Below are 20,168 nucleotides of genomic sequence, written 5' to 3'. Positions count from 1 at the left end.
TCAACTCCCGTCCGTCGTACCGCGGTTCGCGCCAAGGGCCCGGGCCACTGCGGACGGCAGCAGGACCAACCCGAGGATGAGCAGGGCGGCGAGGACCATCAGGGTCTGGGTGCCCGTCCAGCCGCCGCGTCCGGCCACGGCGACCGGCTGGGCCAGGGCGACCGTGCCGTCGACCGCGGTGCCGCCGCCTCCCGTGCCGGTGGCCGCGGTGCCGCCGGTGGTCAGGGCCTGCCCGGTGTCGGGGTCGACGGACGCCTGTCCGGCGCCGCCTCCGCCGGCCGCCGTGCCGCCGCCCGTCCCGCTTCCGCCGTTCGCCGCCGTACCGCCGGTGGTCCCGCCGGACGCGGTGCCGCCGGATGCCGTACCGCCGGTCGTGCCCCCGGACGACGTACCCCCGGAGCCGCCCGAACCGCCGCTGCCGGAGGCCGGTTTGGCGCCGCCGCTGCCCGTGGTGCAGGGAGCTGCGCCCTTCTTGTCGCAGGCGGCCGGGTAAGGGGCGGTCTCGGCGAGCTTGTTGTGGCCGTCGGTGCTGAAGGTGGGGTTGTTGCAGCCCTTGATGTTGATGTTCTGCGCCTTCACGCCCGGGATACGGCGGATCTGGTCGAAGCCGGCCTGGACCAGGTTGATGGGCAGCGGTGAGTAGCCGAGTTTGGGCGCCTGTTGCTGGCCCTGGCACATGAAGTAGTAGGAGAACGCGCCGAGCGTCTTGCCCTTGTCCTTGGTGAAGGTGCCCTGCACCTTCAGCGGCAGGATCATGTACGAGTAGCTGGACAGCGGGTAGTTGCGCCGGTCGGTGTCGTTGTAGACGCCTTCGAGCTTCTGCGTGAGGTAGTCGGCGGAGGCCTTGTTGGTGTTGATCTTCGCCTTGAGGAGGGAGACGGCGACGTTCTTCGGGGTCGGCTCGGTGTAGTAGCCCGCGTGGTTGAGGACCTTGGCGACGGGATAGCCCTCGTTGATGGCGTACGAGTAGTTGACGTACCCGATCGCGCCCTCGCCGTAGTTCTGGGCGACGTAGCCGGCGACGCCCGGGTCGCCGGACTGGGCGATCATGCCGGAGACGGTCGGGTAGTACGAGGTCTGGCCGCAGGCGCCCGAGCGACCGACCTTGGCGCAGTACGCCTTCCACAGCGAGGGGTGCTGGTTGGCCATCCACATCGTGAACTGGGCGGTGGAGCCGGAGCCGTCGGAGCGGACGACGGGGACGACGGCGCGGTGCGGGAGCTGGAGCCCGGGGTTGTCGGCCTTGACGACCGGGTCGTCCCAGTACTTCACAACGCCGGTGAAGATCTTGGTGACCACGTCTCCGGAGAGGCGGAGGTTGGTGACCTTTCTGCCGTTGACGGTGAGGTGGTACATGAACGAGGTGCCGCCGGCGACGATCGGCATGTAGGCGTAGCTGCCGGCGGAGGGGCGTTCGGCGGCGGAACCGTCGGTGGGGTTGGTCTGGAAGGGGATGTCCGAGACGGCGAAGTCGACGGTACCGCTGAGGAACTGACGACGACCGTCGGAGGAGCCGCTCCCCGCGTAACTGATGCGCATGCCGTACTGGTTGACGGCCTTGCGCCACTGCTCGATGGCGTTCTCCGCCCAGGTGGAGCCGGCTCCGGCGACGGGGGTGTAGCTCTCGGCGGCGGCGGGTGGTGCCGCCGGTCCGGCGAGCAGGGCGGCGACCGTGCCGAGGAGGGCGGCGAGGGTCGCCGCCCTCCTCGGCGTGCGCAGGCGCCGGAGAGCGGTGGTGAGGTGGCTGGGCATCAGTCGGTCTCTCCGGGGGCGGGGGTGGGGGTGGGGGTGGGGGCCGGTGCGTCTGCGGGTGCGGGGCGGTGGGTGGTTTCCCGGCCTTCGGCCGGGTTGTTGATCCCACCCGCACCACCCGTGCTGCTTTCGTCGTCGGGTGCGGGTGGCCCCTGTGGGGCGGACTCGCCGTTGGCGGCTGCGGCTGCCGGGGCGGGGGCGGGGCGGCCCTGCGCGGCTTGCTCGCCGTCGGCGGCTGCGGCTGCCGGGGCGGGGGCGGGGCGGCCCTGCGCGGCTTGCTCGCCGTCGGCGGCTGCTGCTGCCGGGGCGGGGGTGGGTGGCTCCTGCGGAGCGGCCTCGCCGTCGGCTGCTGCGGCCGGGTCAGGAGCGGATGGCCACTGCGTGGCGGCCTCACTACCGGCGACTGCCGCTGGGGCGGGGACGGTTGGCTCCTCGGGAGCGGCCCAAGCATCGGTCGCTGCTGCCGGGCCGGGGGCGGGTGGCCCCTGCGGAACGTATCCGCCATCGGCGGCTGCCTCCGTCTCCCGGGCGGGCAGCCTCTGTGAGGTGATCCCGCCGTCAGAGGAAGCCGCGTCGAACAGCGACAACCCGGGCCCCTGCTCGTGCAGTTCGGTGAAGCGGGCCACGTCTCGGCGTGACGCGCGCGCCGTGCGGCGTGCCTGGCGGCGGGTCTGGTGGCCGGGGCCTCGGCCGCCTATCACCCGAGCGATCACGAACAGCACCAGGACCATGGCCATCAGGACCGCCGCCGCTCCGAAGCCCCTCGCGATCATCTCCGGCTGCGGGGACTTGACGAAGTTGAAGACGGCCAGGGGGAGGGACACCATCGGGCCGGACGTCGGGTCGGCGTTGAGGGCCGCCGTGAAGCCTGCGGTCAGCAGGACCGGCGACGTCTCGCCGATGCCGCGTGCCGTGCCCAGGATGACGGCGGTCGCGAGGCCCGAGCGTGCGGTGGGCAGGACCACGTGCCACACCGTGCGCCAGCGCGGCGCGCCCAGCGCCTCCGCCGCCTCGGTCAGGGTGCCCGGCACCAGGCGCAGCACCACGTCCGAGGCCCTGATCACGATCGGCAGCATCATCACGCTGATCGCGAACCCGGCCGCGAGACCCGACTTCTGCATGCCGAGGCCGAGGATCCACACGGCGTACACCATCAGGCCCGCCACGATCGACGGCAGCGCGGTCATCGCCTCGACGATCGTGCGCACGAAGCGGGAGAAGCGCCCCGGGATCTGGTTCAGATACACCGCGCAGGCCAGTCCCAGCGGGACCGTGATCGTCAGCGCGATCGCCATCATGATCAGCGTGCCGGCCATCGCGTGGGCGATACCGCCCATCGTCAACGGGTCTAGCGGGCCCGTCGCCTGCATGTCCTGCGTGAAGAAGTTGCCGTGCGGCAGGGCCTCCTTGCCGCGCCAGGCGGTGAAGCCCACGACCAGGGCGAGCGCGGAGAACAGCAGCGAGGCCGCCGTCCACAGCACGACCGTCATCACCCGGTCCCGTACGGCCTGCCCGTCCTCCTCGAACCCGGTCAGCACCGCGTAGACGGTGAGGAAGACGACGTACGCGGTGACGGCGAAGCCCAACGTCCCCGAGAACGGGGCCAGTTCACCGAACAGCAGGATCGTCACGCAGAGGGCGGAGGCCGCCGCACCCGTCAGGGACAGTACGGCGGAACGGCTCACGCCACCTATGCGGCGCGGCTGTTCGGGGGCGGGCGGTACGGATTCCGGCGCGACGGACGCGGCAGGCCCCGCAGGCCCGGCAGGCCCACCCGCCTCGACGAAGGTTTCCTCTACGACTGTCATCTCAGGCCTCGCTCTGTGCGCCGGAGCGGGAACGGGCCGCGACGGAGGACGCGGTGAAGTTGACCGCCAGGGTGAGCAGGAACAGCGCCAGGCCCGCCGCCATCAGCGCCGACATGCCGAACTCGGAGGAGTCTCCGTAGTGCAGGGCGATCAGTGAGGAGACCGAGTTCGAGCCGGTCTGCAGGATGTGCGGCTGGATGGTGAACACCGGCGAGATGATCAGGTAGACCGCGATGGTCTCGCCGAGCGCCCGGCCGAGCCCCAGCATCGTGCCGCCGATGATCCCGCCCTTGCCGTACGGCAGGACGACCGAGCGGATCATCCCCCACCGGGTCGCGCCGAGCGCGTAGGCGCCCTCCCGCTCGCCCGCCGGGGCCTGGGAGAAGACCTCGCGCATGACCGAGCACTGGATCGGCGCGACCATGAGCGCGACGACTATCCCGGCGACGAAGGTGGACGCCGTGTACACGCTGTCGGAGGCGAGCGGATCGCCTGGCTGGATCCCGTCCACCCTGAACAGCGGTATCCAGCCGAACCAGTCGGACAGCCAGCGCGACAGCCCGATCACGTGCTGCTGGAGGAAGAACAGCCCCCAGAGGCCGTAGACCACCGACGGTACGGCGGCCATCAGGTCGACCATGCTGACGAGGGTGCGGCGCAGTCGGCGCGGGGCCACGTCGGAGATGAACAGGGCCGTTCCGACCGCCAGCGGTACGGAGATGGTCACCGCGACCAGGGCGATCAGCAGGGTGCCGGTGAGCACGGCCGCGATGCCGAAGTTGTGAACGTCCGGCTGCCAGGCGGCCGTTGTGAGGAACGCCGGGCCCCGGGCGTGCAACGCCTGCCCCGCCCTCAGCAGCAGGAACAGCCCCACGGCCGCCATGATCGCGAGGACCACGACCCCGGTGGCCGTCAACTGGATCCGGAAGACCCGGTCACCCAACCCCCTGGCGGTGTGCAGCCGCCGAGGCACGGGTCTGTCGGACTCCGGTCTGCCGAAACCGGAACCCTCCTGCGTGGACACCACTGACGCCCGCCCCTCAGAAAACGGAAACGACTCTCCCCACGCCGTACCGGAGGGCACCGCGCCGGGGAGAGTCAATGGCCGGATCCTGTCGCTCACACGCGCCAGATATGGACATTGAGTGAACGAGCCATGTCAACCTGGTGGGCCTGCTGTGGAGGCGGTTCCAGCGTTCCGGATTCCTGGATCCCGGAGAACGCGGGACGGTTCGTTCACGTCACTGGGAGCCGTACTCGGAGCCGTCTCCCTCGTCGTCGCCCCCGACGCGCCTCCGTGCCGTACGCCCGGCCGCACACCGCTGAACAACCGTCGCGCAGATCAGGGCGACGGGCAGGGAGGCCAGTCTCCAGCCATCGGGCAGCAGCCAGGCCGACAGGGCTCCGAAGACCATCAGGGTGGCGATCAGGGCGACTTGGTCGGGTCGGACAGCGGGTCGGGCCCCCACGTACAGCAAGAACGCGACGACGACGCAGCCGAACGCCGGGCCGAGGAGCACGTTGTCCCACAGGAGCCGGTGGCTGTCCGGGATGCGTGCCGCGGTGCCGAGGGCGAGTCCCGCGCCGAACAGGATGTTCGCCCACGCGCCCGTCGTAGCCCGGCGCCCCGGAGGGCCCACCGGCGTTCCGCGTCCCGCGAGGTGGAGTGCTCCTCCCCCGACGAGAACCGCGGCGACGGCGAACGCCACCGTGTACAGGGCGACTTCCACGTTTTCCCTCAGCTCCGCTCCTTCTCGCCGCTGCCCTTGCTCCGCATGACGCCGATCGTCTGGCCGGCCATGAGGAGACAGGCCACCAGGGCGAGCGGCCAGATCCACACGGGGGCGTCGGGAACGGCGAACGGAGTGAGTCCCGCCAGGAGCGACAGGGCGGCCCAGAGGGCGAGCCGGCCCCACAGGAGAGGCCAGGGGTTGGCCTGGCGGGCGTAGATGATGCGCCCGCGCGTCGAGTCCGGGTCGATGGTCATGCGTGTCTTCTCGTCTTCTTGTGCGGCGGAGGGCGCCCCGCGGCTGGTGACCGCGGGGCGCCTGTGGTTGATCGGAAAACTGACCATAGAGCTGGTCAGGGAGCTGATCAGGGTTGATCAGATGTAGGGCCGGTGATACCCGTACCGGTAGCCGGGTGCCCAGGAGGTCCGGCGGTAGCTCGTCACCGGTCCTCTTGTGTGCCAGTAGTCGAGGCCGGTGGCCACGACGCTGATCTCCCAGCCGAACGTGCGGGCGCCCAGCCGGCCGAAGAGGTGCCAGCCGCTGCTCCGGGCGTGCCGTGCGCCGTAACGGCACCACCGCTGGCAGAAGACGCCGTGGGCGTGCCCGGCCGTGACCGAACCCGTTCCACCGGACGCGTAGTGCCAGGCCTTCCGGTAGTGCCGGTGAGCCGCCGCCCCACCCGCGTCGATCCAGGAGCGGTAGCTGAAGAAGGACACCGTGTTCCAGAAGGTGCGGTGACCCCACCAGCGACCGTCCAGGTCGAGGTGGTCGACCGGGTCGGCGGCGCCGTAGTCGTACGCGTTCGCCGAACCTCCGGGTACCGGGTCCACCTGCAGGAAGCGCCCCGTCGTCGGGTCGTACAGCCGCACCCCCATCAGCGTCGCCCCCGTCACCGTCCCGCTGGAGCGCTCCTTGCCGCCGAGCCAGCCGTAGCGGGCGGTGGCGGAGTCGGGCTCGACATTGCCGTACTCGTCGTACGCCAGTGCCGTCGGGGACTGGGCCGTGTTCAGCGGGAGTTGGACCGTGACGTCGCCGTGGATGTCGGTCAGCTGGAGGACCGTGTCGCCGGTGGCGCTGGTGACCGCGTCGAGGTCGCCGTCCGTGCCCTGGACGTTGCGGGTGAGCGTCGACGAGGTCTCCTGGACCCAGTCGGGGCTGTCGCTGTCACCTCCGTAGTGGTTGGTCTTCGCGGCGCTCTGCGACCAGGTGCCGTCCGTGGCCTGGGTCTCCGTCGTCCAGGACGCCAGGCGGTCGGCCGCGTCCAGGGTCCACGTCTGGCGGTTGGTGCCCGACGTCTGCTGACGGACCAGGTCGTCGGTGTAGTAGCCGATGGTCGCGCCGGAGGCCTGGGTGGTGGTGCGGCCGAAGGCGTCGTACACCGTGCCCGAGGTCTCCAGGCGGTCGGCGCTGTCGTAGGCGTACGAGGTCGTCGTCGCGCCCGTCGAGGTGCACGCCACTCCCACGGCACCGGCCTCCGTGGCCAGCGCCGTGCGGTTGGTGTTGCCGTCGAACGTGTAGTCCCTGCGGGTGCAGGCACCGTTCGGGTCGGTGTCGTCGGCCCGGGTGAGGCGGCCGGCCGCGTCGTAGGCGTACGCCCGTGACCTGGTCTGGCCGTTGGTGTCGGTGTCGGCGACCGTCTGGTCCTGCACCGAGCGGTCGGCGGTGTCGGAGGCGACCACCGTGCCGTCGCTGTCCTTGGTGTAGACCCGGGACGTCTCCGTGCCCGTCTCGTCCTGCGCGGCGGTGAGGGTGTAACCGCCGGGCAGGGCCTCGGTGGCCAGGTCGCCGTCCGCGTCGTAGGTCGCCGCGAAGGTCCCGGCGACCGAGTCGGTGCGGGAGGTCTCCAGCCCCCGCGGGTCCTTCGACGTGTCGTAGGTGTAGGTGGTCGTCGAAGGCGCCGAGTCCGTCACCTTCGTCACCCGGCCCAGGGCGTCGTAGCTGGTCGCCGCCGTGTTGCCGGCGCCGTCCGTGTAGGAGATCTCCCTTCCGAGCTGGTCCTGGACGTGGGTGATCGTGCCCGCGCTCGACGCGACCGTCGCCACGGCGCCGTTGGAGGCGTCGTAGGTCGTCGTCACGTCGGGCACCGCCGTGCCCACGCCACCGCTGACCGACGTGGTCGTCAGCCGGCCCGCCGCGTCATAGGTGTCGGTGGTGGTGCGGGTGACGGAGTTCGCGGTCTCCGTCGTCTTCGCCGTACTGCCCCAGCGGTCGTACTCGACCGTCTTGGTGGGCAGTTGGGAGGGGTTGGAGCCGCCGCCGGTGATCGCGCCGCCCGGTCCCGTGGAGCAGACCAGGTCCGCCCACTCGGGACGGCCGTTGCACGCGCCCGTGCCGGTGGCCGACCAGTACGTGGTCACCGTGGCGCCCGCGTCCGAGCCGGACGACTTCGGCAGGGTCGTCTTGGTCACCCGGCCCTGGGAGTCGTACGACGTGGTCTTCTTCAGCGCCAGGCCGGACGGGTCGGTGACCGTGCTGGTCGGCAGACCCTTGACCCAGTCGTAGCCCGTGGTCGTCGTCCGTACGTCGGCGTCCGACGGGTAACCGGCCACGTACGCACCGGACTTGGCGGTCGTGACCTGGTTGACCACGGTCGCGGTGCCGTCGGTCGGGCGCCCCTCGTCATAGGTGTTGACGGTGTGCTCGCGCGCCGGGACCTGGCTGCCCGCCGGGAGGTCGGTGCCGCCCGAGCCCGCGGCCAGCGCCGAGGTGAGCGTGACCTGGTGGAGCGGACCGTACTCGTCGGTCTCGCGCAGCCCGTCCGAGGAGTAGACCGAGCGGGTGGAGAGCTGGTCGGCGCGGTCGGCCGAGGTCAGCTGGTCGATGCTCAGCGCGACCTGTTCCGCCTGTCCGGCGCCGCTGGTGGCGAGCGCCAACTCACGGTTCTCGGCGGTCAGTTGACGCACGGTGTTGCCGAAGCGGTCGTACTCGGTGGTGCTGATGTGCCCGCCCGGCGTGGCCGTGTTCACTTCGCGGCCGGAGGCGTCGGTGTAGGTGACCGTCGCCCGGGTGTAGTCGCCGGCGGCCAGGTCGCCGCCGGTGTGGGAGGACGGGACGGAGTCGGCCGGGAAGACCGCCGTCGCGTCGGTCGGGACGTCGGTCTGGCCCCACGCCGCCACGTCCGAAGTGCCCAGCGCGTCGGGCGCGTTGGTGCCGGAGAGCGGGACGTCGTACACCACGCTGGTGGTGGCCGTCGTACCGTCCGTGGTGCTCTTGCTGCCCGCCGCGAGGTTGGGGCGGGAGGTCGCGAGGAGCATGCCCGCACCGGCCGTGGCGGCGTTGCCCGCCTGGCCGTAGGTGAAGGTCCACGGCAGTTCGCCGGGCGGGGTCAGGGTGGCGACGCGGCCCGAACTGTCGTACGTGTAGGTGGTCTTGAGCGCGGGGCTGATCCGCGGGTCCCACTGCTCGCGCAGCCGCCCGGAGTCGTCGTAGGAGTACTGCGCGACCACGGTCGCGGTCGCCGCCGTGGCGCCCGGTGAGGTGGTCCACAGCTTGATCTGCTGGACCTGCCCGCTGTAGTCGCCGAGCGCGCTCGAAGTCGCCGTCGTCGAGGTGGCGTAGACGAACTGGAGGAGGCGGCAGCCCGCCGTCGCCGGGGTCGTCTCGCAGGTCGAGGAGGAGACGGCCGAGGTCGGCGCGATGACGTACTTCGGGCGGGCCAGCGTGCTGCTGCCCGAAGTCACCTTCTCCGAGACGACCTTGGTGGTCGAGTTGTCGGTCGGCAGATAGGTGCTGGCCACCTGCCAGGTGGTGGCCGCCGAGTCGACCTTCGCGAAGGTCGTGGTCGTACCGTCGTCGTCCTTCAGGGTGAAGGAGCCCGTCAGCGACCCGGTCAGCGTCAGATCCTCCGAGCCGGGTTCCGGCTTCCACCCTCCGGAGCTCGTGGCGGTGAACCCGGTCTCGTCGCCGTCGACGTCCACCAGCGCCACCGAGGTGGCCGACGTCTCGCGCACGTACGCCCAGTCGGAGTCGGTCAGTTCGGCCGTCGTACCCGAGGTCCACTGCGGCCCGAAGATCGCGACCTGGCCCTCGGCGTCCGAACCGGCGGTCGGCCGGCGCGAGGACGCGGTGCGCGACACCGTCAGCCCGAACGCGGAGGCGTCGGTGTCGGAGAGCGTGAAGTCACCGGTGAGGGTGTTCACCGAGCCGGGGCCGACGTCGGCGCTCGGCGCGGTACCGGCGTTGCGGTCCACGGTGATGGTGTGCGGCTGGGAGTAGGCGGTGGTCGTGCCGTCGGTGAACGCGGCCCGGATGTCGACCGGCCCGTCCTCGGTCAGCGAGGTCGTCACGTTCCAGGTCAGCGCGGCGGGGCTGCCGCCGGTGACCGCGACCGGCCAGGCCGAGACAGCCGACCCGTCCGACGACTTGGTGACATCGGCGACCGGCACACTCTGCCAGGAGTCCGTCTCACCACGCCGGTACTGGTACGTCACACCCGTGTACGTCGTCTTCCCGGTGGCCGTCAGACTCACCCGGCGCGCGGCCGTGTCACCGTCGCCCGGCGTGAGAAGCCCGGCCCCGTCACCGACGCCGAAGGCATAGGTGGTGGTCGCCGACGACAGGTTCCCGCCCGAGTCGACGGTCTTGGCGTACAGCTTGTGCCAGTCCTCGCCGGGGTTGATCGTGATGGTCAGCGCGATGCCGCCGCTGCCGCTCGCGGTGTCGTACACCCGCCCCGGGACGGTGGAGTCGTCGAGACCCCAGGCGTAGCCCATGCCGTCGGTCGAGGTGGTGTCCAGCGTGCAGGTGGCCCCGCCGGTCGCCGTCGCCGTCCAGGTGTCGGCGGTGTACGGGTCGCAGGAGATGGTGGGCGCGGCCGGCAGCGCGGTGTTCATCACGAACGTCTTGTACGAGGACCAGGAACCGTAGTCCGTCCCGTCGTACCCGCGCACGCGCAGCCGCAGATGCTTGCCCGCCGGGAACGCCGACGCGGACGGGATCGTCAGCTTGGCGGTCGCCCCGGAGGCCACGGACGCCGACGTACCCGTGTAGGTGTACGTGGTGTCGGCGTAGGCCGGGTCGGCGGTGATCTCGAACTGCCCCTTGACCGTGGAGCCGTCCGCGTCCGTCACCTTCGCCGACAAGGTCGGCGTCAGGGAGGTCACGTACGTCTTGCCGTTGTAGGGGTTGGCGTAGTTCGGCGAGACGGCCGAACTCGCGGTCGTGGCATACGAGTTGTAGGTCACCACCAGCTTAGGCGCGTACCCGGACGTCGAGTAGTTCGCCGAGCGGAAGCGCCGCCAGGTGGTGGAGTCGCTCTCCGACGCGGCCGAGATCTGGACGCCTTGGTTCGTCGAACCGTCCGCCCACGCCTGCGTGATGGCCTGGAGGTTCCAGTTGGACCAGTTCGCCGCGCAGGAGGAGTCGTAGCCCCAGTGCCCGGTGTTGGAGGCGTCACCGGTCGTCGTCGTGGTCGGCTGCGCGCCCCACGTGATCGACGAGGACGTCCAGGTGGAGGTGATCCGCTTGGCGAGCGTGGCCGCACCGGAGGTGGAGCAGGTCGCCGAGTAGTAGTTGTACAGCGACATCGTCGCGGCGGTGATGTGCTTGCCCGCGAACTTCGACACGTCGAACTTCAGATACGAGCGCGCGGTGTCCGTCCCGCCGTCGTACGTCCCCGACTTCAGCTCCTCCGAGCTGATCTGCGAGTCCGGGTAGTCCGGGTTCTGCACCCACGTGTCGGTGGTGACGGCGAGAGTGGTCGTCGGGTCGACGGTCACCGGATAGGCCGCGGTGGCCAGGAAGGACGCGTCCGGGGTCAGTACGAGGGTCTGCGCGCCGTCGGCGGCGGTCTCGACCTTCGTCGCCACCTGCTCCTGGTGCGCGGACTCGCCCGAGGCCTTGTCGATGCTGGCGTCCCACATCATGGGCGCGGGCGCCTCGGCGACCAGCTTGCCGCTGGTGTCCTTCAGCAGAAGGTGCCCGGAGGCGGCCCGGGACAGCTTCAGCCCGGCGAGGTTGAGCGGGATGCGGTAGGAGACCGCCCCGCCGGAAGGCCTGCTGGCGAGGCGGATGTTCTCGGAGAAGCCCTGCGCGAGCGCGCTCACCGACAGGGTCTGGCCGCCGCCGAGAGCGTAGGAGGCGGTGTTCGCCTTCACGGACGGCGTGGGCAACTTCGCGGCCCAGCCGAGCCCGAAGGACTCCTTGCCCTTGCTGACCGACGCCAGACGGGTGTCACCGCCGTCGGAGACGGCCACATCGGCGGGCGCGGCGGCGGGCGTGAGATCGGCGCCGGTGTCGGAGAGCGAGGTGTCGATGTTCTTCCAGACCCCGTCGACCTTCGTCCGGACGGGCCCGGCATAGGCCTGCGTCTGCAACTGCCCGTCAGGCAGCGCGTATGTCGTCGAATCGGCCGTACGGGCAGACAGCACCTCGATCTTCCGGTGCTGGAGACGGGCCATCAGTACGGCGGAGGCTTCGTCCTGCGCCTCGGCGGGCCCGGAGACCTTGGTGGCGGACTTCCCGGCCGCCGTGGACGTCTTCGCCGGCGAACCCGTGTCGGCGGCGAACGCCAGCCCGCTGCCCTGCTCCACGAGTGCGACCTGAGCCGCGAGTGCCACCAGCACGGCCACGGCCGTACGGCGCACGTTTCTCTGTCTGCGTCTGTGTCTCTGTGCCTGATGCATGATCAGCCCCCTTCATGCCCGTGTGCGGTCACACAGGCAAAAGCGGCTTGATCATCAGGGGTGGCGCGGACGCGGGCGGAGATCGTCCCAACGGCGGCCCCAGGGAACACAAAGCGGATTCAAAGGGGGCGGATGGGCAGGGAAAACCGCCCATCCGGGCCGCCCCGATTCGTCCGCTTCATCCGGCCCGTTCACCCTCACACTGGCAAAGCGAGGGTTGCCCAATCCTTGACGGGAAATGGGGACATCACTCGCCCACCACCTCAAAACGCCACCGGTGAACCGCCCGCGTCACCAACTCCGCGCCCGGCTCCGGAAGTTCCGGCAGCTCGGCGTCGAACTCCGCGTCCCACCACGTGATGACGAGGACACGGTCCTGCGGAGCCCGCAGCACCTCCCGGCGCACCGGAGCCACCGCGAGCACCTGCGCCCGCGCCCAGACGAGGAGTTCGTCGCCGCGCCCCTCGACGGCCCGGGCCTCCCACATCAGCGCGACAGTCACGTGTACAGGTTCCCCTTGCTGACCTCATGCACATGGTCATGACTGTGACTGTGCCCCGGCACATGGGGATCGGTCACCGGCAGCGAGGAGTCCGCCGACAGATCCCAGTCGGAGGCGGCCCTGTTCCGGGCGACCATCTCGGCGCCCAGCGCCGCCACCATCGCGCCGTTGTCCGTGCACAGCTTGGGCCGCGGCACCCTCAGCCGGATACCGACCGCCTCGCACCGCTCCTGGGCGAGTGCCCGCAGCCGCGTGTTGGCGGCCACGCCGCCGCCGATCATCAGGTGGTCGACGCCCTCGTCCTTGCAGGCCCGTACCGCCTTCCGGGTCAGCACGTCCACGACCGCCTCCTGGAAGGAGGCCGCCACATCGCGCACCGGCACGTCCTCCCCCGCCGCCCGCTTCGCCTCGATCCAGCGGGCCACGGACGTCTTGAGCCCGGAGAAGGAGAAGTCGTACGCCGGATCGCGCGGCCCGGTCAGCCCGCGCGGGAAGGCAATCGCGCGAGGGTCGCCCTCCTGGGCGTACCGGTCGATGACCGGACCGCCGGGGAAGCCCAGGTTCAGCACCCGCGCGATCTTGTCGAAGGCCTCACCGGCCGCGTCGTCGATGGTCGCACCCATGGGCCGTACGTCGGAGGTGATGTCCGAGGAGAGGAGGAGGGAGGAGTGGCCGCCGGACACCAGCAGAGCCATCGTCGGCTCGGGCAACGGCCCGTGCTCCAGCTGGTCGACGCAGATGTGCGAGGCGAGGTGATTCACCCCGTACAGCGGCTTCCCCAAGGCATACGCATACGCCTTCGCCGCCGAGACCCCGACCAGCAGCGCGCCCGCGAGCCCGGGACCGGCGGTGACGGCGATGCCGTCGAGGTCCCTCGCACTCACGCCCGCCTCCTTCAGCGCCCGCTCGATGGTCGGCACCATGGCTTCCAGGTGCGCGCGGGACGCGACCTCCGGCACGACACCCCCGAACCGGGCGTGCTCGTCGACGCTGGACGCGATGGCGTCCGCGAGAAGCGTGGTCCCCCGGACGATCCCGACGCCGGTCTCGTCGCAGGAGGTCTCGATGCCGAGGACGAGCGGGACGTCCTTGGAGTCAGCCATTGCTCTCGGTTCCTTGTGCAGATGGGGCTGAAGGGGCAGAGGGGGCTGACGGGACCGATGTCGCCGGGTCGCGCAGCCGCATCACCAGGGCGTCGACGTTCCCCGGCTGGTAGTAGCCGCGCCGGAACCCGATGGGCTCGAAGCCGAACCGCTCGTACAGCTTCTGCGCACGCACGTTGTCGACCCGGCACTCCAGCATGACCTCGGCGCACTCGAACGCGGTCGCCGCCCGCAGCAGCTCCGTCAGCAGCACGGCACCGAGCCCGGTGCCCCAGTGCTCGCGGGCGACGGCGATCGTCTGTACGTCGGCGACGTCACCGGCGGCGGCGAGCCCCCCGTACCCGATGATCCGTCGGCTCCCGTCCGCACTCTCGTCCTCGGCGACGAAGTACCGCCGGGTCGCCTCCGGGCCCCGCGCATGGGCGAGGTCCGACCAGAACATGCCCCGGGACCAGGCGTCCTCGGGGAAGAGGTCCTTCTCCAGCTCCAGCACGGGCTCGATGTCCCACCAGCGCATCTCGCGCAGCACAGCAGTCGTCACTTGGGGGTGACCACCTTGTAGTTCTTGGGGACCTGGGCGTCGGGGCGGCGCAGGTAGAGGGGCCGGGGTGCGGGGAGTTCGACGCCCGCCGCCAGTCGTTCGGCGGCCAGGGCGGCGAGGGCCGCGGCGGAGACGTGCTCGGGTCCGTGCGCGTCCGGGAAGGTGTCCGGGTAGAGCAGGGCGCCCGCGCCGACGGCCGGCAGGCCCGCGACCTGGTCGGCGATGTCCGCCGGCCGGTCGACGGACGGCTCCGTCACCCTCGTACGGGAGTCGCTGTAGCGGGCCCAGTAGACCTCCTTGCGGCGGGCGTCGGTCGCCACGACGAAGGGGCCGTCCTCGATCTCGGCGGCATAGGCGAGACCGTCGAGCGTGCAGACGCCGTGTACGGGGACGCCGAGCGCCAGGCCGAAGGTGTCGGCGGTCATCAGGCCGACGCGCAGGCCGGTGTAGGGGCCGGGGCCGATGCCGACGACGACGCCGGTGACGGCGTCGAGGCCCGTGCCCGCCTCGGCGAGGACCCGGTCGACGGCGGGCAGCAGCAGTTCCCCGTGCCGCCGCGCGTCGACCTGGCTCGACGCGGCGACGACGGCCGTCCCGTCGTGCAGGGCGACCGTGACGGCCGGGGTGGCGGTATCCAGAGCGAGCAAGAGCACGCGAACAGCCTACGGCGCCCACGCCTCACGTACGGCCGCCCCGGTCGGCGGTACGGCTGCTGCTACCGTCGCCACAAAACGGGACGTACGAGACGAAGAGGTGGACGCCGGTGACCAGGAGCAGCTCGGGATTCGTGGCCGGGCTCACCGTGGCGGCCCTGGCCACGGTCGGCGTCCTCGCCTACCAGGCCTCCGCGACCGTCCCGCGCCCGGAGGCCGAGCGCCTGTCCTCCTCGACTCCGGTGACGACCTCGAAGGTCCCCCGGGACACCCGGCACCCCGACGCCCTGCCGCGCGGCACCGGCAAGGGCAAGCGGGTCGTGTACTCCCTGGACGACGACCGGGTGTGGATCGTCGCCACGAACAACAAGGTGCTCCGCACCTTCACCGTCACACCGGGCACGGTCGACCCGGCACCGGGCAGCTACCTGGTCACGTCCCGCTCGAACTCGATCACGGGCACCGACGGCATCCCCATCGAACACGTCGTCCGCTTCACAGGCGTGGACGGCGTGGCCATCGGCTTCAGCGCGGCGGTGGACGATCCGGCTCCACAGCCGGAACCGGACCCGGAACTACGCACGGGCGGCATCCGAGAAACCCGCCCGGACGGAACGGCGATGTGGGAGTTCGCAACGATCGGCGAGAGGATCATCGTCATCCACTGAAGGGGGCGCAGCCCCCCTTCAGGGGCGCGGGGAACTGCGCGACCAGCCACGACGGCGCCGCGGCCGAACACTCAAGCAGCTTTGGGCCGCTGCTGAAGGGGCGCATCCGGCACACGCGGGGGCGTGGACACCGCACGGGCGGCCGCACCCGCAGCCAACAGCTCACGCATGGACACCCCGGAAACCGCGCGGCGCTTGGGCGCAGGCGTGCTCTCGGTAGCCGACATGGACGCCTCCTGAGGTCCGGGGGCGGACGTAGTTAGGTAAACCTAACCACGAACTGGATACCATGTGACCACGCGCAAGACGCCCAACGCAACATCTTGCCGACCGATTGTCGGAACATTCACGCAAACGTTCCTACGGCGCTCAGACCGAGCCGAGGTCAACCGCCGCCCACCGCTCCCCCACCCCCGTGAGGGTGACGTGCCGCACCTCGTCGGTGGTGTCACCGACGGCCCGGTGGATCAGCAGATGCAGCTGGTCGTCGGTCAGCTCCTCGACCTTGCCCTCGCCCCACTCCACGACGATCACGGACTCGGGCAGCGAGACGTCGAGGTCGAGATCCTCCATGTCGTCGAGACCGCCGCCCAGCCGGTACGCGTCCACGTGGACGAGCGGCGGGCCGTCGCCGAGGGAGGGGTGGACGCGGGCGATCACGAAGGTGGGCGAGGTGACGGCACCCCGGACCCCGAGCCCCTCGCCGAGCCCGCGCGTCAGCGTCGTCTTGCCCGCGCCCAGCTCACCGGTGAGCATCACGAGGTCTCCGGCCCGCAGGAGCTTGGCGAGCCGGAGACCCAACTCCCGCATCCGCTCGGGCGAGTCGACGACGATCTGTACTGACTCAGTCGCTGTACCCGATTCAGCCGGGTTGTGCGCTGCCGCTGGTGCTTCCATAACCGGAAACGGTAGCCCCTGCCGGCACGGCACCCGCGCGGGTGAGCAGGTCGGCGAGCCGGTCGGTGACGACCTCCGGGTGCTCCAGCATCACCAGGTGCCCGGCGTCCGGCACGAGCACCAGTTCGGCGTCCGGCAGCAGGTCGGCCATGGCCTCACTGTGCTCGCTGGGCGTGACGAGGTCGCCGACCCCGGCCAGCACCAGCACGGGCAGATCCTTGAAGTGGCCGAGCGCCTCGGTCTTGTCGTGCTCGGTGAAGGCCGGGTAGAACTCGGCGACGACGTCGATGGGCGTGCCCTCGATCATCCGCTCGGCGAACCGGGCGACGGCGGGATCGACGTCCCGCGACGAGAACGAGTACCGCTTGATGATGCCGGCGAAGAGATCGGTGGTGACCCGCCGCCCCCGCTCGACCCACTCGGCCTGCTGCCCCAGCGCCTTCAGTACGCCGGGCAGCACCCTCCGTACGGCGTTGACGCCCGCGACAGGCAGCCCGAAGTTGACCTCGCCGAGCCGCCCGGACGACGTACCGACGAAGGCGACGGCGACGACCCGCTCCCGCACGACGTCCGGGAACTGGTCGGCGAAGGCCATGACGGTCATGCCGCCCATGGAGTGCCCGACGAGCACGATCGGCCCCTCGGGCACGGCGGCGTCGAGCACGGCCTTCAGGTCCTGCCCGAGCTGGTCGATGGAGAGGGGCACCCCGTCCTCGTGCTGGGCGACTCCGCGCCCGGACCGGCCATGGCTGCGCTGGTCCCAGTACACGCTCCGCACGACCCCGCGCAGGGCGGCCCGCTGGAAGTGCCAGGAGTCCTGGTTGAGGCAGTAGCCATGGCTGAAGACGACGGTGACGGGGGCCGGGGCCTTGCGCCCGAACAGACGGCGCCGGCGCGGGGTGAGTGAAGGCGCGGCCGCCGGGTCGACGTCGTCGACCTCGTAGTACAGCTCGGTGCCGTCGTCGGCGTACGCCTTGCCCGGGGTGCCGCGCAGTGACCCGTACGGGCCCGTCGAGTCGAGCGCGAGCCGCGCCTTCTGGCGCATCCCGCGTCCCACGGTCATCCGCTCGACGGCGACACCCGCGGCGGCACCGGCGGCCACCACTCCTATGGCGACGCCCACGATGCCGGTCGCCCGGCGCCAGTTCCCGGCCGACGCACTCGTGGCGGAGGCCACGGCCGCCGTGGCGGCGCTCGCGACGACCTCCGCACTGCTCTCGCTCACGTACCGCTCCTCGCTGAAGTGACTCTGGAACAACTGACTGACTGCTGGAACAACTGACTGACTGTATGACTGATGAGGCTGGCGGGGTGACTCGTGCCGCCGGACAAAGAGCCCGTCGGGCGTCTACCCCTCTTGTTGCTCATTCACGTAGACGCGGGGCACCCGGGTTCCGATGCGGGTGACGATTTCGTACGCGATCGTCCCGGCCGCCTGTGCCCAGTCCTCGGCGGTGGGCTCACCACGATCACCGGGCCCGAAGAGCAGTACCTCCGAGCCCGCCGGGGGTTCGTCTCCGCCCAGGTCGACGACGAACTGGTCCATGGCGACCCGCCCGGCCACGGTCCGCCACTTGCCGCCGATCAGTACGGGACCGGTGCCGGAGGCGTGGCGCGGGATGCCGTCCGCGTAGCCCACGGGGACGAGGCCGAGGGTGGTGGCGCCAGGAGTGAGGTAGTGATGCCCGTAGCTGACGCCGTGGCCGCCCGGTACGTGCTTGACCAGCGCGAGCGAGGCGGCCAGCGTCATCACGGGACGCAGCCCCAGGTCGGCGGAGGTCCCGATCTCAGGACTCGGCGAGATGCCATAGACAGCCACCCCCGTCCGTACGAGGTCGAAGTGGGTGTCCGGACGGCTGAGCACGGCGGGCGAGTTGGCGAGATGCCGTACCTCGGGCCGCAGTCCGTGCCGTTCGGCGTACGCGACCATGTCGTGGAAGCGGGTGAGCTGGGCGTCGATGGAGGGGTGGTCGGGTTCGTCGGCGCAGGCGAGATGGGACCAGAGCCCGGTGACCCGGATCAGCCCGTCGCGCTCGGCGCGCAGCGCCGCGGCGACGAGCGCGCACCAGTCGTCCCCCGGCTGACAGCCGCCACGCCCGAGCCCGGTATCGGCCTTGAGCTGCACACGAGCGGGCCGACGGGCGGCGGAGGCGGCTTCCGTGACCTCCCGCAGGGCCCACATCCCACCCACCGACACGTCGATGTCGGCCTCGATGGCGGCCTGCCAGGGCCCGCCGGGCGTCCAGAGCCAGCACATGACCCGGACGTGGCCGGGAATCCCGGAGTCCGGCCGCCGCAGGGCGAGCGCCTCCTCGGGGGTGGCGGTGCCGAGCCACTCCGCACCCGCCTCGACGGCGGCCCGGGCACACCGGAGCGCACCGTGGCCGTACGCGTCGGACTTGACGACGGCCATCAGGGCCGCGCCGCGCGCGCGGGCGCGCAGGGTCCGTACGTTGGCCCGCAGGGCGGCGAGGTCGATCTCGGCGCGGGCACGCAGGGTCGCGGTGGGCGGGGCTGCTGTCTCACTCATGGCGCCCCCAGTGTCTCAGAGGGGCTTAGGAGCACGGTGGCGCCTACCCCGCGGCCCGCCGACCCCACACGTACACCCGGTCGCCCGTCTTCAGCACGTCCCACAGCTTCCGGGCGTCGGCGAGGCGCATATTGACGCAGCCCATGGAGCCGACGGTGGTGTAGATGCTGCCGTAGACGGCGTGGAAGGCCTGGCCGCCGCTGAAGAACTGGGAGTAGGGCATAGGGGTGTCGTAAAGGGTCGAGTGATGATTCTTGTGCTTCCAATAAACCTTGTGCCACCCACCCCGGGTCGCATACCCGGCCCGCCCACTACGAATGGGCACGGGCTGGTAAACGACCTTCTTCCCCTTCTGCACCCAGGTGAGCTGCCGCCCGAGATCGATACAGGCGACGCGGTAGGTCCGTACGGGGCACTTGCCGGCGGCGTTCGGATTCTTCCGCGCGGACAGCAGTTGCATACGGGACCAGGTGACGGGCCCCGCGAACCCAATGGCGGGCTTGATCTTGTACTTGAGCTGGAACGCACGGATGACCCGGCAGTCGGCGGCGGACTGCTTCCCGTCCACCTTCAGCTTCAGCCAGTACTCGACCTGCCGCTGATAGGGCCCGGTGAGCTTGGAACAGGCAACTTTACGAGCGGCTTCGTGGAGCGGCACATACTCAATGAGGTCGTACGTCCCCTGCGCGGCGTCGGCCGGCTCGACGGCGTCCTCTTTCCTGGACGGCGTGTAGACCTGCGGGGCGAGCACCTGGTCCGGGGTGTCGAAGGTCCAGGGCTGGGAAGGCGCGGGCCGCACGCCGGGAACGAGGTCGCCCACGGGGCCGGGTGAGGGCGGCGACTGGGCGAAGGCGGTGTGGGTCGGCAGGGCGGGGAGCGCGGTCAGCGCGACGAGGGCCACGGCCAGGCACCGGTGAGTGATGTTTCTGCTCATCATGCGATCAGGAGAACGCGGGGCCCGGTGTCCCTGGGTTAGCCGCGCGGCGGGGTCACCCGACCGGGGCGCGAATGGCAACGCCTGTCCAGCCCAGGTCGAGTTTCCCGCCCACCCACCCGTTTACTGCCGATCCATCAGCGCAGGTCGGGGCATGCCAGCCCGCCCGGCGCTTGAGGACGGGGGGCCACCCTCCAGCCCGTCCGGCGCTTGAGGACGGGGGGCCACCCTCCAGCCCGTCCGGCGCTTGAGGACGGGGGGCCACCCTCCAGCCCGTCCAGCGCTTGAGGACGAAGGGCCACCCCCCAGCCCGTCCAGCGCTTGAGGACGAAGGGCCACCCCCCAGCCCGTCCAGCGCTTGAGGACGAAGGGCCACCCCCCAGCCCGTCCAGCGCTTGAGGACGAAGGGCCACCCCCCAGCCCGTCC

15 protein-coding genes are annotated in these 20,168 nt (G+C 71.0%); 1 reads left to right on the top strand and 14 read right to left on the bottom strand.

The annotated features are described in order from the left end of the window. The 10 genes from ACFYXF_RS43495 to tsaB all read right to left on the bottom strand — a co-directional run bounded on the left by ACFYXF_RS43495 (position 1) and on the right by tsaB (position 14,712). Complete coding sequence (locus tag ACFYXF_RS43495) at positions 1–1,752, bottom strand: substrate-binding domain-containing protein (RefSeq protein WP_389358317.1); 1,752 nt, start codon at positions 1,750–1,752, stop codon at positions 1–3. Next, entirely contained in the window at positions 1,752–3,560 is a 1,809-nt protein-coding gene (pstA, locus tag ACFYXF_RS43490; protein ID WP_389358315.1) for a phosphate ABC transporter permease PstA, read from the bottom strand. The genes ACFYXF_RS43495 and pstA overlap by 1 nt, the downstream gene beginning before the upstream one ends. A 1-nt stretch (position 3,561) precedes the next feature. Next, entirely contained in the window at positions 3,562–4,584 is a 1,023-nt protein-coding gene (gene pstC, locus ACFYXF_RS43485; RefSeq protein WP_389358313.1) for a phosphate ABC transporter permease subunit PstC, read from the bottom strand. Between the two features lie 217 nt (positions 4,585–4,801). Then, positions 4,802–5,290, bottom strand: coding sequence for a hypothetical protein (locus ACFYXF_RS43480; RefSeq protein ID WP_389358311.1), 489 nt, complete (start codon positions 5,288–5,290; stop codon positions 4,802–4,804). 8 nt (positions 5,291–5,298) lie between these two features. Beyond that, positions 5,299–5,547 (bottom strand): hypothetical protein, encoded by a 249-nt coding sequence (locus ACFYXF_RS43475; RefSeq protein ID WP_389358309.1) that lies wholly within the window; start codon positions 5,545–5,547, stop codon positions 5,299–5,301. A gap of 117 nt (positions 5,548–5,664) precedes the next feature. After that, positions 5,665–11,874 carry a DNRLRE domain-containing protein gene (locus ACFYXF_RS43470; protein ID WP_389358307.1) on the bottom strand — a complete coding sequence of 2,070 codons (6,210 nt, stop codon included), beginning with the start codon at positions 11,872–11,874 and terminating at the stop codon, positions 5,665–5,667. A gap of 286 nt (positions 11,875–12,160) precedes the next feature. Further along, a complete protein-coding gene (locus ACFYXF_RS43465; RefSeq protein ID WP_389358305.1) occupies positions 12,161–12,415 on the bottom strand; it encodes a hypothetical protein in 255 nt (84 codons plus the stop codon). Further along, positions 12,412–13,518: a tRNA (adenosine(37)-N6)-threonylcarbamoyltransferase complex transferase subunit TsaD gene (gene tsaD, locus ACFYXF_RS43460; protein WP_389358303.1), complete on the bottom strand. Its 1,107-nt coding sequence runs from the start codon at positions 13,516–13,518 to the stop codon at positions 12,412–12,414. Before tsaD ends, ACFYXF_RS43465 begins: the two co-directional genes overlap by 4 nt. Next, complete coding sequence (rimI, locus tag ACFYXF_RS43455; protein WP_389358301.1) at positions 13,511–14,059, bottom strand: ribosomal protein S18-alanine N-acetyltransferase; 549 nt, start codon at positions 14,057–14,059, stop codon at positions 13,511–13,513. The genes tsaD and rimI overlap by 8 nt, the downstream gene beginning before the upstream one ends. Next, positions 14,056–14,712 (bottom strand): tRNA (adenosine(37)-N6)-threonylcarbamoyltransferase complex dimerization subunit type 1 TsaB, encoded by a 657-nt coding sequence (gene tsaB, locus ACFYXF_RS43450; protein ID WP_389358299.1) that lies wholly within the window; start codon positions 14,710–14,712, stop codon positions 14,056–14,058. The genes rimI and tsaB overlap by 4 nt, the downstream gene beginning before the upstream one ends. Before the next feature lie 110 nt (positions 14,713–14,822). Here tsaB and ACFYXF_RS43445 point away from each other — a divergent pair, with 110 nt between their 5' ends. Continuing rightward, positions 14,823–15,380, top strand: a complete 558-nt coding sequence (locus ACFYXF_RS43445) for a hypothetical protein (RefSeq protein WP_389358297.1) — start codon at positions 14,823–14,825, stop codon at positions 15,378–15,380. Positions 15,381–15,749: 369 nt separating this feature from the next. Here the strand turns inward: ACFYXF_RS43445 and tsaE are convergent, their stop codons facing one another. The 4 genes from tsaE to ACFYXF_RS43425 form a co-directional block, all read right to left on the bottom strand. Then, positions 15,750–16,277, bottom strand: coding sequence for a tRNA (adenosine(37)-N6)-threonylcarbamoyltransferase complex ATPase subunit type 1 TsaE (gene tsaE, locus ACFYXF_RS43440; RefSeq protein WP_389358295.1), 528 nt, complete (start codon positions 16,275–16,277; stop codon positions 15,750–15,752). Further along, positions 16,243–17,502 (bottom strand): alpha/beta fold hydrolase, encoded by a 1,260-nt coding sequence (locus tag ACFYXF_RS43435; protein WP_389358293.1) that lies wholly within the window; start codon positions 17,500–17,502, stop codon positions 16,243–16,245. The genes tsaE and ACFYXF_RS43435 overlap by 35 nt, the downstream gene beginning before the upstream one ends. A gap of 123 nt (positions 17,503–17,625) precedes the next feature. Next, positions 17,626–18,807, bottom strand: a complete 1,182-nt coding sequence (alr, locus tag ACFYXF_RS43430; RefSeq protein WP_389358292.1) for an alanine racemase — start codon at positions 18,805–18,807, stop codon at positions 17,626–17,628. A gap of 43 nt (positions 18,808–18,850) precedes the next feature. Continuing rightward, positions 18,851–19,744 carry a L,D-transpeptidase gene (locus tag ACFYXF_RS43425; protein ID WP_389358291.1) on the bottom strand — a complete coding sequence of 298 codons (894 nt, stop codon included), beginning with the start codon at positions 19,742–19,744 and terminating at the stop codon, positions 18,851–18,853. Positions 19,745–20,168 lie beyond the last annotated feature (424 nt).

The sequence above is a fragment of the Streptomyces sp. NPDC002680 genome (assembly GCF_042889145.1).
In the GTDB taxonomy this organism is placed as follows: Bacteria; Actinomycetota; Actinomycetes; order Streptomycetales; family Streptomycetaceae; genus Streptomyces; species Streptomyces adonidis.
The sequence above is the reverse complement of the archived record's forward strand: the minus strand, read 5'-3'. Positions and strand labels throughout refer to the sequence as shown.